This window comes from Lysinibacillus sp. NPDC093210 (assembly GCF_044753985.1).
Lineage (GTDB): Bacteria > Bacillota > Bacilli > Bacillales_A > Planococcaceae > Lysinibacillus.
Window position 1 is genome coordinate 77,412 of record NZ_JBIVOE010000011.1, and the last position, 14,674, is coordinate 92,085.

8 protein-coding genes are annotated in these 14,674 nt (G+C 37.1%); 4 read left to right on the forward strand and 4 right to left on the reverse strand.

Annotated features, from left to right (window positions below; genetic code table 11):
- Nucleotides 1-10: 10 nt before the first annotated feature.
- Nucleotides 11-1,402 carry a sensor histidine kinase gene (locus tag ACIP9C_RS20705; RefSeq protein ID WP_401013993.1) on the reverse strand — a complete coding sequence of 464 codons (1,392 nt, stop codon included), beginning with the start codon at nucleotides 1,400-1,402 and terminating at the stop codon, nucleotides 11-13.
- Nucleotides 1,399-2,121, reverse strand: a complete 723-nt coding sequence (locus ACIP9C_RS20710) for a response regulator transcription factor (RefSeq protein WP_401013995.1) — start codon at nucleotides 2,119-2,121, stop codon at nucleotides 1,399-1,401. The genes ACIP9C_RS20705 and ACIP9C_RS20710 overlap by 4 nt, the downstream gene beginning before the upstream one ends.
- A gap of 565 nt (nucleotides 2,122-2,686) precedes the next feature.
- Between ACIP9C_RS20710 and ACIP9C_RS20715 the strand changes: the two genes are divergently transcribed.
- From ACIP9C_RS20715 to ACIP9C_RS20725, 3 genes are all read left to right on the forward strand, one after another.
- The gene (locus tag ACIP9C_RS20715) at nucleotides 2,687-4,030 is read left to right on the forward strand and encodes an acetamidase/formamidase family protein (protein ID WP_401014042.1); all 1,344 of its coding nucleotides are present in this window, start codon (nucleotides 2,687-2,689) and stop codon (nucleotides 4,028-4,030) included.
- A gap of 241 nt (nucleotides 4,031-4,271) precedes the next feature.
- A complete protein-coding gene (locus tag ACIP9C_RS20720) occupies nucleotides 4,272-4,826 on the forward strand; it encodes an HPP family protein (protein WP_401013998.1) in 555 nt (184 codons plus the stop codon).
- Nucleotides 4,827-5,277: 451 nt separating this feature from the next.
- Nucleotides 5,278-6,753, forward strand: coding sequence for a hypothetical protein (locus tag ACIP9C_RS20725; RefSeq protein WP_401014001.1), 1,476 nt, complete (start codon nucleotides 5,278-5,280; stop codon nucleotides 6,751-6,753).
- 140 nt (nucleotides 6,754-6,893) lie between these two features.
- On the opposite strand, the gene ACIP9C_RS20730 is transcribed toward ACIP9C_RS20725, so the two are convergent.
- Nucleotides 6,894-8,078: a CaiB/BaiF CoA transferase family protein gene (locus ACIP9C_RS20730; protein WP_401014004.1), complete on the reverse strand. Its 1,185-nt coding sequence runs from the start codon at nucleotides 8,076-8,078 to the stop codon at nucleotides 6,894-6,896.
- Nucleotides 8,079-8,753: 675 nt separating this feature from the next.
- Between ACIP9C_RS20730 and ACIP9C_RS20735 the strand changes: the two genes are divergently transcribed.
- Complete coding sequence (locus ACIP9C_RS20735; RefSeq protein ID WP_401014007.1) at nucleotides 8,754-13,004, forward strand: S-layer homology domain-containing protein; 4,251 nt, start codon at nucleotides 8,754-8,756, stop codon at nucleotides 13,002-13,004.
- A gap of 111 nt (nucleotides 13,005-13,115) precedes the next feature.
- Here ACIP9C_RS20735 and ACIP9C_RS20740 read toward each other — a convergent pair whose 3' ends face one another.
- Nucleotides 13,116-14,420, reverse strand: coding sequence for a hypothetical protein (locus ACIP9C_RS20740; RefSeq protein WP_401014010.1), 1,305 nt, complete (start codon nucleotides 14,418-14,420; stop codon nucleotides 13,116-13,118).
- Nucleotides 14,421-14,674: the final 254 nt, after the last annotated feature.

Below are 14,674 nucleotides of genomic sequence, written 5' to 3' on the forward strand. Positions count from 1 at the left end.
CCGCTCCTCTTTATTTTCCGCTCACTTTATGCAATTGAATAGTTACAGTTGTCCCTTTTTGTTTCTCAGATGTGATAGACACCGTTCCTCCATGAGCTTCAATAATATCTCTTGCAATGGCAGTGCCAAGTCCAGTACCCTGTTTTTGCTCAGTATTTGTCCCGCGGTAGTAACGCTCAAAAATATGTGTTAGGTCTTCAGCGCTTATGCCATGACCATCATCAGCTATTGTGATGGTGTTAGCATCTACTAAAACGTGAACACATACATCGGGAGGATTATGCAGTATTGCATTATATAAAAAATTCACAACAGCGCGGCGCATAAAATGCTCGTCAATTGAATGGACAATGACCTCTGCAGTTGCATCAAAATCAATATTTGCTTGTTCATAAGGTGGCGTATTTAGTGTGTCGATGACAATTTCACGCATAAACTGGACGATATTCACCTCAGTTAAAGACAGGGGAAGCTGCTGGTGTCTTAGTCGCATTGTTAAATTTAAATCATCGAGTAAATCTTGCATATGCAATGACTGCTTTTCAATAATTTGTGCGTATTCTGTTTGCTCATTAAGTGATAAACCTCGATCATTTAGTAACTCTGCATAACCACGAATGGAGGCAAGTGGCGTCTTCATATCGTGTGAAACGTTGCTAATCCACTCCTCACGCATCATCTCTAATCGTTTGCGTTCTTGCTCGTGAGCAGCCAACTCGCTTGATACTTCACTTAAATTTTCAAATACAGGTTGATAGAGACCTTTTGGTACTTTTATTGGCATATGTTTGTGATTTTTTAAATGCTGAATACGTTCTATCATTGCGTAAAGCGGCTTCGTTAATGTACGACCAAATAGCCAGCCGACAAGTGTTGCGACTAGTAAATCCGCGATGACGATTAGCAATCCATACTTTCCGATAAGTTGTAGTATAGATGCGGCCGAAAGGTGAACAACTAACCTTGAAACGCCACTACCTTTAATGCCAATTAAATAGCTAATGTTATCTTTACTTCCTACATAAACCGTTGTATCAACATCGAATTCCTTATATTTGTAAACTTGAATTAAATCGACGGGAGCATAATGAGAAAGTGCCTTTTCAGGTGCAAAATAAGCATCAATAACTTGCCCATTTGCATCAAGCAATTGAATCCAAGCATTTCTTTGATGTAATTGTTGTAGCCCTTCTTCACTGACGGATGAATGATTATTACTCACATCAATATACTGCTGGAACTCTCGCACAAAGATTTCCTCGTTATCTGCAGTAGCATCATTAAATTTGTTGAATTGCTGATACACCATTAAAGCAATAAAAATGGCTGTATTGACGAAAATAACAATGATTACAATGGACAATATGGATAGTAAAAAACGAGCAGTTAAACGCCATTTCATGTTTGAGACTCTTTTGGCACGACTAATTTATAGCCAAGCCCTTTGACCGTTGTAATATAAACAGGTTTAGATGGATCATGTTCAATCTTTTCACGTAGACGACGAATATGCACCATGACCGTATTGTCTGAGCCAAAAAAATCCTCACTCCATACACGTTCGAATAATGTCTCCTTACTTAAAATACGGTTTGGATTATGCATAAAGCAAGCCATCAATCCAATCTCCTTAGCTGTTAACTCTAATAAAGTACCACCTTTATGTACTTCGGTTTCATCGCTATTGAGCACAAATGGTCCAACCTGTATCGTCTTCATTGTGGTAGTGGTCGGTGCTTCCTGTATTTGATAACCGGCACGACGCAGATGCGCCTTTACACGATAGGCAACTTCTTTAGGACTAAAAGGCTTGGTAATATAATCGTCTCCGCCAATGGCGAGCCCTAAAATTTTATCAATTTCCTCGTCTTTAGCTGACAAGAAGAGAACGGGAATATGTGATACTTCTCGAATACGTCGGCATAAATCATAGCCTTCACCGTCTGGAAGCATAACATCTAGTAGCACGATGTCGGGTTTTATTTGTTGAAAGCTCGACCAAGCTTTTTCAATGGAGTCTGCTGTATGGATAAGCTTATATCCCTCTTTTTGAAGACTAACCTTTAGCAAATTGGCTAAATCAGCTTCATCTTCTACGATTAAAATAGTTGGTTCTGTCAAAGTTCATACGCCCTTTCCTTTAAGGTTGGCAGTCATTTCTTATTTATCAGCCTTATTATAAATGAAAGTAATGGAAAAGACGAAGCACGATGGATGCAGGAAGCGAAAATCTATAAATTGAGTTTTCTGGAAAAGATCGATAACGCTAAAAAGCACCAGATAAAGCGTCTATGGGCTAGCCTATCCTGCACTCAATGGAGAAAATGTGCTAAAAAACATTGGCACCGATAGTACCGCTATGCATTTTGTAAAATTGGCAAGGTTTTACTCGAAATAGCAGGAACTAATGACCTCTATGTCGAAATTAATTTAATAAGCGGTGATGTGTAGCTTTCAATCGACATCGACTACTAAGTTGTTAGTAAATGCAAAGCAAAATGAAGATAAACGAAAGAGATGGCTTCATCATGCTGCTAAAATTTACACATATTTTAGATTTGTACATGAATAAATTATTAATAATGGCTCTCTGCTCATGAGTGGAGAGCTCTCTTTTACACTTGTGTAGATACATAAAATATTTTTTGGATTGGGAGAGTGGAAAAACATGATTACGGAATTACAAATGCATGAAAAAGCTAAACAACCAGAAAATGAAGAAAGTGTACAGCAGCTCGAAGCAGTGGAAACATTGTTTGTGAATGAGTTCATAGACGGTATTTTAGATCCACAGCAAAAAATGCTTGGCCCTGTCAAAAATGGAGGCACAATTATTGCCAACACAACGCCTGGATGTTGGGGACCAATGCTAACGCCAACAATTCGTGGTGGACACGAAGTAACGAAGCCCGTTTTTGTGGAAGGTGCTGAAGTAGGTGATGCAATTGTTATTACAATCAAATCCATTCAGGTCACATCCCTAGCGACGGCATCTGGGCATGATGAGGCAATACCTGACCGTTTCATCGGAGATCCGTTCGTATCTGTAAAATGTCCTGGCTGTGGCAAGCTACATCCAAGTACAGTGGTGACTGGTATAGGACCGCAAGCAATACGCTGTTCAACATGTGATACAGAAACCGCGCCTTTTAAAATGACAAATGGTTATACAATGGCACTAGACCAAAAAGGTAATATCGGTTTAACGGTTGGACGCGAAGGTGCTCGACGTATTGCGTTAGAAGCAAAAAATTATATGCGCACACCTGAAAAGTCAGTGCAAAACCCGGTAGTAGCTTTGGCACCGAGCGATTTAATTGGTGTAATGGCAAGAATGCGACCTTTTTTAGGTCAGCTTGGAACGACGCCTTCGAAGGCAATGCCAGATTCACATAATGCTGGTGATTTTGGTTCGTTTTTAATAGGAGCGCCGCATGAATATGCCTTTACAGAAGCGGAGCTAGACGCACATCGTACAGATGGACATATGGATATTAGCCGTGTTCGCGAAGGTGCTACAATTATTTGTCCTGTAAAGGTACCTGGCGGTGGTGTGTATATTGGCGATATGCATGCGATGCAGGGAGATGGTGAAATTGCTGGGCATACAACAGATGTTGCGGGAATTGTACAACTGCAGGTAAGTGTTTTGAAAAAAGTAGCACTTGAAGGTCCTATTTTGTTACCAAATGAAGAGGATCTTCCATATACAGCAAAACCTTTTTCGAAGGAAGAAAAACGCCGAGCTCGAGAACTAGCAGAGGAATTTGGTGTGAAACAAGTAGAAGAAGCGTTCCCTGTGTCTGTAGTAGGTACAGGTACAACATTAAATGAGGCGACAGCTAACGCAATTAGTCGAGCAGCAAAACTATTTGAGATGAGTGAGCCAGAAGTGATGAATCGCGCAACAATTACAGGATCCATTGAAATCGGCCGCCATCCTGGTGTCGTTACTGCAACTTTCCAAGTTCCAAAGACTGTGCTAAAAAAAGCGCGAATTTATAAACCTATTAAAAAGCAGTACGATTAAAATTTAGCTCTGCTGAAAAAACGTATCGATATATCTACAAATCAAGAAAACAAGGCACGAGCCAGTGTAATGCAAGAGTACATTGGTCTCGTGCTTTGCTTTTTAACTTCTCATCATTGTAAAAATATAAAGTAAAATTGAATTCTTGTTGTTAGCTGATATAATAGTAAAAGCTTCTAAATCTCTCTATATATAATTACGTTTGATATAATTTCGACTTTAGATTACAAGGATGGTGAATATGGCAGATTTCATACGTTTGCAAGAAAAAGAAGCAAAAAATCATCGACTAAAAGCATACATAGCTAAGATGAGTGGAGGTGGACATGCTCCTTCAAGAACTAATTTTGCCGATGCAATAACAGGTGCAGTTGGTGGCTTACTTTGTATCTTTGTATTGCTTTGTTTAACAAACTATACAGGGGCACCTTGGTTAATGGCATCACTTGGGGGTAGTTGTGTACTCGTATTTGTTGTATGGAATGCGCCATTGTCGCAACCCCGTAATATTATTGGAGGACATTTGATTTCAGCCTTTATCGGATTGATAATGTATTCATTATTAGGATCAAGCGTCTTTTCAATCAGCCTTGGTGTCGGTTTAACGATTTTTTTCATGGCACTTTTCGGCGTTATCCATCCACCAGCGGGAGCGAACCCTATTATCATTATTTTAGGAGGCTATAGCTGGGGCTATTTATTAATGCCAGTATTAATAGGTGCAGTGATTATTGTTATCTTTGGCTTACTAATAAATAATTTACGACAGACAAGAAAATACCCACAATTTTGGTGAGCCGTAAAAAAATAAAATTTTGCACCAATTTCGTGTAACTATTATTTTTGTAATCCGTCTACTGCATTGGGAGTGTTAGCTGTTCATGGAAACAGTGGATACTTAGGAATATAAATGAGTATGGCGCTGACATAGATTAGCGTCGGGCAAAGAGCCATCTGAGACAATGCACTGGGCTACCAACTTAAGGGCAACTATCAGATGAGCTCGTTTGTCTTTATTTAAAATTTAACGAGCTTCGTGAAAATTTCAATGTTGCTCTAAGTAGAGCTAAAGTGTTTGTATAGGCGGACACTTTAGCTCTTTTATTTGTGCATATTCGGAAATTTTTAGCATATGTTGGATAGGATTTGTTATATTGGAGAAAGAGTGATGAAATATTTGAGAAACATATTTTTGCATGATAGGGGAAGATCTTTGTTGCGTGAAATTGATAGGGGGCTCTGGTTGTATGCTGCTGGATTGTGATGAGCAATTATTCATAACATATAGACAAAGTGGTGAAAATGGCGCTGAAAAATTACTTTCAAAATGGGCGGAGGCCGAGGTCACTCCACAAGTAGATCCCAAAATATTAGGTACTGCATTATCACCGCAATTATTTTTAGTAAATAAAGAAGCGGCGATGAACATTGCCTTTTCGACAGCTCGAAAATATTGGGGACGTGTATCTACGGAGTTGCAACTATTTTTCAACAAGCATGGCCTGGATACAAAATATGTGAATGACCGACTTAATGCTTTTTTTTATACCCAAAAAGGGAAGCAAGCTTTTTTTGAGCAGCTTTTTGCCCAGCATACAATGGATTTAGAGCGGTTAGTTTGGCTTGTGTTCGGAAAGCGATGGCAGGTCAAGTTACCTGAAAATGATTTACTAACTATATATTTATATAAATTTGAAGATGACTATTTTGTGCATATGATCTATAAAGAAGAGGCTTTATTTTGGCATTGGCTTTTTATGAAAAAAGTTTATTCACTGCTTATCCACAAACCTTTGGAACAATTCACATTTATTCATGAAATAATGGGTCATTTTGAACAATCGTCAAAAATTACTTATGCACATGTGGATAACTTTGTGCATAATTATAGAAAAACTCTGGATAAGTGTATAACTTATGTGGATAAATGCAATTTGTCTTGTTTAGCAAAAAAACAGCTTCGTCTATATCAAATTGTCACACACTACCGTTTGTCAGAGGGGCAGTATCAATGCATTAAAGAATTGATTACTTGCTTTGAGGCTGATTGGCGTTACTCTATGTATGCCTTAACAGAGAAAGAAAAGGTTTTGATTGCATATATTTTATTGCATATAGCCCATCAAGAACAGGATTATGAAAATGTACTTCATTATGGTGAATATTTATTAGAAGATGAACGGCTTAATAACTATGCAATTGAGATTTTGTTGGAGTACAAGGACTTACTCCCGAATCGAAAACCGACGCCACCTGCAATAATAAAAAATTATAATTTGAATTATTTAGAAAATCTGTATGCAGTATTGCTGGATACTTATGTAAGATTGGAACGTTACCAAGAGGGGTTAGTGCTCTTAAAGGAACATGGCCTCGCATCCAATAAAAAAATAAATGCAGCATTAGTAAAGCAAAACTACAGTAAAGAGCAATTAATTGGCATTGAGGCATCAATGCAGCAAGATATAGCGCTTCAAGTAAATAATTCATTACAACATATTGGTTTGTCAGTGGAAGAATGGCGCCAACATTATCGCCAGCCAGATGCTCCTTATTTTTTAGTAGCACAGAGCGCTTCCATGCATATGATCAATATTTTAAAAATCCTTTTTGTTACTGAACAATATGAGTTATTTGAGAAATTAATAGAAGTTTATAAAAAATATTTACTCATTGAAGATCATTTCGAAAAATTACGAGTATTTATTAGTGCGTATGTATAATAGATAAAAGAGCGTCCCATGAAGTCAAAAAATGACTTCATGGGACACTCTTTTTTAAAAAATAAATATTAATGACCATTACTGTTGATTTCAGAATTGTTTGAGTGCCTGGCACCTGCCCTTTATGTCGCCATCCTATATTATTCTAAAACCCCTTTTTCTTGTAGTGCAATAATTTGTTCAGCACTGTAGCCGATTGATGATAATACTTCTTCGTTATGCTCGCCTAGCTTTGCCCCAACATGCTTGTACGTTGGATTGGCTCCATCAAATTTAAAGGCAGATGCAATTTGTTTTTGTGTTGTACCATCATTTTTCGGAATTTCCACAATCATCCCACGAGCTTGTAATTGTGGATGCTCGCACGCTTCTGGAAAAGTTAACACCGGTTCCACACAACCTTCGAAATTTTCGTTAAAGACTTCGAGCCATTCGTTGTAAGTTTTCGATAAAAAGGCATCGTGCACTGCCTCTTTAAATCGAATTTGAGTATAGTATGAATCATTGAACGTATTATCGATAAGTTCTGGAATATCAAGGGCTTCACATAGCAGCCTACGAAATTGTGGCTCTAGACTTCCCACTGAGAAAAATCGCCCATCCTTCGTTTTGTAAAAATCATAGTAGCTACCACCGTTTAATATTTCTTGTTCAGGCTGAGGCACACGACCACCGCCAATATAGGCAGAGCCATACATTGCATTAAGTGAGAAAACGGCATCGGTCATGCTAATATCGACATACTGACCTTCTCCTGTTTTTTCTCGGTGTAGTGCTGCAGCAAGTACCCCTATAGCTGCGTGCATTGTACCACCAGCAATATCTGCAAGCTGAACCCCCATGGAGACAGGTTTTTTGTCTTTATGACGAGAATAGTCGAGAACACCAGCTAGGGCCAGGTAATTATTATCATGGCCTGGTCGGTTGCTATATGGTCCTGTTTGGCCATAGCCTGTAATAGCACAATATATCAGTTTTGGATTCACTTCTTTTAACGCTTCATAGCCAATACCGAGTCGTTGCATGACCCCTGGCCGAAAACCTTCAATAATCACGTCGTACTCTTGTATAAGTGACTTTACAATTTCTACAGCCTCTGGCGATTTTAAATTTAATGTAAGTGACTTTTTAGAACGATTCAAGTGCTGATGAATATATGCCTCATGATCTTCATCATAGGGAGGCATAATCCGTGTTAAATCTACGCGTTTGGAGGATTCCACATGGATGACCTCCGCACCTAGGTCGGCAAAAATCATTGTTGCCATTGGCCCTGGTAGTAATGCAGAAAAATCGAGAATTTTTAACCCCTTTAAAATACCCAAATCTTCCAACCCCTTTTTGTGTAGGCTACAATGCAGTCTTTTAAGAAGCATTAGTAGCGCTTTTCTCATTATCCCCATAGTGCGAAAAGCGTGTTTTATAAAATTCTGTATTAATACAGATTGTGTTTATTTTATTCAGTATTATAACAGAAGATACATTGGATTGCCTATGTTAATTTTTATTATAAATTAATTTATCAGAAAATTATATGTCGCAATAACAATAAAAGTAAAAATATTTAGAAATTAGATAGGTATTAATAGGTGAATCGCCGATAAAATTACATGAATCGCCGATAGAACTTTCGTAAATTAAAAAATCTAATCATAAACATGTTTACCTTTTAAGATTATGGGTATTTGAATAATAGAACGATAATTTGGGCAAGCTATTGATGTAAATGAAACGTAAACTCGGGACACATCTCTCGATCAACTTGGCAAGACTTAAGGTTATCCCCCTTTCCCTTATGACAGAACAAGTATGATATGATGTATGCCTATATTTTGGGAAAGCCAAGAAAGCACCGATGCTTCTTGGCTTTTTTATTTTGTATCTGACTTTCTTCCATTATTTTAGAAATACTATGAAGGTTCACTATCTACCTGTCGATATAAAGGGTATGATGAAAATGATATTTTTACGTATTAATTATATGTGAAAGGAAGAGTGAGATGGATAAAACAAAAATCCAAAAAGTGAACAAAGCACTTATTGCAACTGTTTTAGCTACTAGCGGGATTGCTGTTGTCGTACCACCACCACAAAAAGTAGCAGCAGCTACTTCACCATTTGTAGATATTAATCAATATTCAAGTCACTATGACAATATTTTAAAATTATACTCTCAAGGTGCAATTAGTGGGTTTGCAGATAAAACGTTTCGACCAAATCAAAATGTAACGCGTGGTCAAGCAGCAAAAATGCTGGCAACTGTTTTAAAGCTAGATTTAAAAAATGTACAAGATCCATATTTCAAAGACGTTCCAAAGAGCAATGAATATTATAAGTATGTAGCAGCATTGCAAAATGCAGGGATTATGTCTGGTTATGCAAGTGGTTCATTCATGCCAAATGAAGTTATTACGCGAGGACAGTTAGCCAAAATTTTAGTGCTTGGCTTTAAATTCGAAGTAGCATCGAATTTTAACCATAGCTTCCAAGATGTAAATAGCCAAACGAGTAATGCCTACTATATTCAAACTTTAGTAGATTTACAAATTACAGAAGGAACAACACCTGTCACATTCTCTCCATTCAATGCGGTAACACGAGGACAAATTGCTTCCTTTATTGTTCGTTCACAAGAGAAAAAAAGCAATGCATCAACTTATAAGATTACTGGTGTTGAAGATGATATTGTTTACATAAATGCTGAACCGTATACAGTACCAGAAAGCCTTTCACATATTTTCAATGAATATAATGCAGATGTACTAAAAGGTGCATTTATTGAGGGAGACCTCTCAGGAAAAACACTTTATTCTGTCGCAAAGTTAACGTTGAATGCAAGTGGTACGAGCTCACGATTTTTACATTTTGATGGTGACTATAAATCCTTTGGTGGCACAATCGTTGTAAATGGGAATTATATTGAATTTGCTAATGTAACATTAACAGGCACGATGTTAGTCAACGAAACGGTACGCCCACCGCTACATTTAGATGTTTCTTACTATAAGCCATTAGCAATTGGCCGTGTAGCTAGCAATAATTTTTCATTTATCAACTGGTCTAATCCTGATAAGCAAGAAGGAGATAGCTCATCGAATAGTAACTCATCGAGCGATCTTCAAAACTGGACGGATTCAAATCAAAATCCAGATAAAAACAAACCTTTTGAAAACTGGTCAAAAGATCAAGTAACGATGAAAAACGTTGAAAAGCATATTGAATTTTACAATAGTACTGTATCACGACTAGTTGTGTCTCAAAGTGGTACAAAAATTGAAACGAATACAAAGCTACCTCGTGTAGATATTATTGGAAACGTACGTGAATTTGAGATTCAAGGCAATATCGGTACGCTGAATTTGGATACAGAAACAAAGCTAACGATATATGGAACTAGCAATATCGACTGGATTAATTACAATAGCTATACCGATTTAGAACTTTATATAGACGGTCGTGTAGGTACGCTTTATGTAGATAATGCCTATGGCTGGATTGATATTGGTGACTACACATATATCGACAAAGTGATCCTTCCAAAAGACGAAGGACCAAATAATATTTTTGATGATTTCTTAGATGATAAAGATAACATAGGAAATATTACAGACCCAGATGGTAAACCAATCGATAAAGATGATATTGACAATCAAAAGCCAGTAGATAAAACAAAACCGTTAATCGATATTACAAACGTAAGCGTATTGAATGGTAGTGATGTTCAAGTAGACTTTACTTCCGATAAAGTGGGAACGTATTACTATATTGTCCGTGAAAAAAATGCGGAAGCCCCAACAAAACGAGAGATGGTCAATCGTATATCTACAGATAATGTAGCAAGTGGCACAGCTTCAGCCGTCAATGGCAAAAACACGTTTAAAGTAACGAATTTAGGCGAGAAAAAAGAATATGTTGTCTATGTAATGGTAGTAGATGGAGCGAAAAATACGTCGGACATTAAATCGCAGTCATTCCAAATGAAAGATTCATCACCACCAGTCGTAAAATCGCTAGCGGTAAACCCTCTACATGGTGGGACACGTGCAGAATTTACATTTACAGCGAGTGAACCTGGAGAATACTACTATTATGTGCGTAAAAAAACAACGGCCGCAGATCCAACAACAGCAGATATTGTTGCTAAACCAACAGGTAAGGGGAAGGCTGTTGCTGGAAAATTGAAAGTGGATGGGTTACTAACAGGTTTAGACCCTGAAGAATCGTATCAACTTTATGTTGTGATGAAAGATGAGTCAGGCAATTATTCAGTTGACCCAATTCCAAAAGAAGCTATCAAAGAGTTCAAAACAGGTGCTTTAGATAATATTCCTCCATACATTGTTGGCGGAGAACTCGTTTTACAAGATGAAATTAAAAATGAATTTTATGTAACAGTAAGTGAAGAATTAGATTTAACTTCTGCTGAGAAAGTGGAAAACTATGAACTGACAGGGACAGGTATTGTTAACCAAGGATTACAAAAACCGATTCGCCCTGAAAAAGTAGTCTATAATAAAGCTCAAAAAAGATTAACTTTCACAATCCCTTCTTTAACAGGTTTTGTGAATGGAGATAACTTAGTCGTAACGATTTCTCCAAATGTAAAAGATTTAGCTGATAATGAATTCGAAAATATTAACAATGCACCAGTGAATAGTGTTCCGCGCAATACTGCAGAGTATATTCATAAAGATGGTGAGTGGCCATATTTAACGATAATCGGTGAACCTGCTATTAACAATGCTAAAGATCAGACACTTGTCGAATTTAATGCAACAAAAGCAGGAACATATCATTATTTAATTATGGAATCGGATTTAAATTTAACACGTGATGATCGTTTACGATTAATCGAAGCAGTGCAATTAAATTCAAAAGAATTTAATGTAGGAGGCAAGGATATACCGATTATCGGTAGTGGCGGTAATAAGCCAGCACAGTTAGGAAAACAAAAGGTGACAATTCCGCTACCTAATACGATTCCACCTTTAGATCCATTTAAGAGCTATTCGATTTATATGGTATTGCGAGACCGTTCAGGGAATGTCTCAGATATTCAAACAAAACATGTGATTGATGACCGTACGCCACCAGTTATCGACAATACGTCAATTAAAATATTAGAAGGGGATCGAAAAGCAACCTTCAAATTTATGTCAGACGAGGACGGTTCGTATTACTACGTTCTTCGAAATGTAGGCGACTCAACACCTGGACCAACAACTCCTGAAGAAGTAATGGCTAAAGGAATTACGAGCAGCATGCGTAAAGATACAAATGAGATTTCTTTAACACTTGCGCCACATCAACAGTATGAGCTATATGTTGCTGTAAAGGATCGTTATAATAACGTAACGATGCTACAAAAAGGGACAGAATCAAAAGTTTATACATTTGATGAGAAGCAAAATAAAACGATAGCCTTATCTAATGGTGGGGATGGTAATGGTGTGATGAAATACACATTCTTTGCAGATGGAACACCACCAAAAGTTCAAGATCCAATCTTTAAACGACTTGATGGTAAAACATTTGAAGTGACATTTTCAGAGGCAATCGATACTGGATTTGATTTTAAATTAGTAGAACCAGGTACAACGACTGCTATTACACCATCTTACACACACAGTTGGCTTGATATTACAGGTACGAGGGATTGGGAGCCTCGTAAGCTTATTATCACGTTCAATAGTGAAGTAAAACAAAGCTTTGACATTAGCGTCAATGCTACTGCGAAAGATAAAGGCGGCTGGACATTTAGTAAGGATAGAGCAGAGTACAAATATCCAACAAAAGAGAATACAATTACTACTGCTACATTATTACCAGATACGCAATTCCCAAGTAATTTAAATATTTCTAAGAAGCTTGAAGTCGTTGCGAATCTAAATGCCGATATTACATGGGATCAGCATTATTACTACGCAGTACTGAATAAAGGATATGATTTATCGCCTGAAAATGTTCAAGATGTTATTGCAAATGCAGATAGTAATAACTTTACGTATATACCTGGAGGAGCAATTGTTTCCTACGGTAAAGGGAAAATTACAGCACCTGCGGATGCAAGTTCTGCGAAGACCTTTACAGCAATCCAAACAGGTAGTGATCCAAATTCAACGAATGTATTCCAAAAAGATCAACGAATTTATCTGTTCACGAAAGATAAGTATGGAAATATTGTGTATGCTAAAGCATCTTCAGATCCAGGAGCTTTAGATTACGTATTAATTCAGCCTAGAACACAATAAATCAATAAAAAGACACTAGCTATTACAAAGATAGCTAGTGTTTTTTGTTAAAGAAAAGAAAATCCCACATCTCTTTGAAGTGACTCGAAAGGGATATGGGATTCATTTTATTTAATTCCTAACAATTTGAAACGTACCAGAAGTTTGTGTTTCGATGATATATTGATTGCCATTGACTGTATATGACACAGGCTCGTGATCCCCAAATTCATTGATTTGAACGATGGATGCATTCTCTGGTATGTTTTCTAAAATGATTTCGATATTTGCTTCGAATTTAGCAGGCATTTTATTTAAAACCGCTTGGAACGTAATACGGTTTAAATTTCTTGTAAGCTGGATGTCCATTACGCCAAAATCTTCATTCACGAGCGTATTCAATGGTGGAATGATGACAACCATATTCGCCTTCGTAGTTAATACAAAGCGTTCATTGTCATTTTCAGAATCAGCAACATTGATTTTTGCTTTATATGTGTTTCGACTTTTCGACATCAGCGTATTTTTACCTGGTACAGCGGCAGAGTCAGATAATTCCGGTGTTTTGATCGTATTGCCCTTAGCTGGTAGTTTATATTTTCCTTTTACATAGTCTACTAATATCCACACATTTGGCACAAGCTGTTGTTGGACAGGCGTTAATGCTTCGAATGCTGTTTTTACTGTTTGTACATCTTGCGTTGTAGATGTTTTCGGTGATAAAGCTGCAATGGCATTTTCGACTTCTTTGGCAGCGGCTTTATCCATCGTAACGACGTGTTCAGCATCTAGTAAAAGCTGTTCAATACCTGTAGGCAAAGAAACGTTTGAGAATTTTCTTAATGCATTATACTCTGCTCGTGCTTCAGCCACATCTTTATGGAAGCTAAGACGAGAGGAGTTTAATAGTTGAATTTTATTTACGACTTTATCAATAGAAGTATTTGGTGTAATCGACGACGTCAATATTTTTTGTGTTTCGGCGCTGACAAAAGTTTTTTGGGCAGCATTTAATGTGTTGTACCAATCTCTCGTTTCAATAACGTTTTGATAATAGTTAACAGAAGTAGAATCGACTGAAGCCAATTTTTCTTCAATTTGAGCGGCTAGTCTACGATAATTTACTCTTGTTTGTTGGTGATTTGATAGGGTCGCATAATTTGTTACGTATTGTTTTTCAGTTTCTGTCAATGCATTGTAGGCTTTGATTGCAGCCTCTAAGTAAGGCTGAAACGCAAATGATGTATCATTAATATTTGAAATAAGCTGTATAACATTCTGCACGTTAGAATTATAGTAGTAATAATTATTATATATGTATGCCGTCTTTGCATGTGTCGAGGTATCGGCAGCTGATGCAGACGTTATTGGTGTTGTATAAATAAGCGATGGAACGGCTACTAGAGCAAGCAAGGCTAGGCTTTTTTTATGTTTCATACGGGCAAACCTCCTATTTTAATAATACTAATTTTATCATAGCTTAAGGATTTTTTATGCATATTTTAGGTTAATAGGTAAAAAGGTCAGTCGTTTTTTACAGTATAATATATCTTAACTACCAATAGAAGGGCTTCCGAAACTTCTAACGTTATAAAGTGAGTGGTGATTTTATTAGATATAGCAAGCTTTCATATAAAAGCATTTGGAATGTAGTTAATCAATATAGATATAACAAATTTTAGTAGAAATGG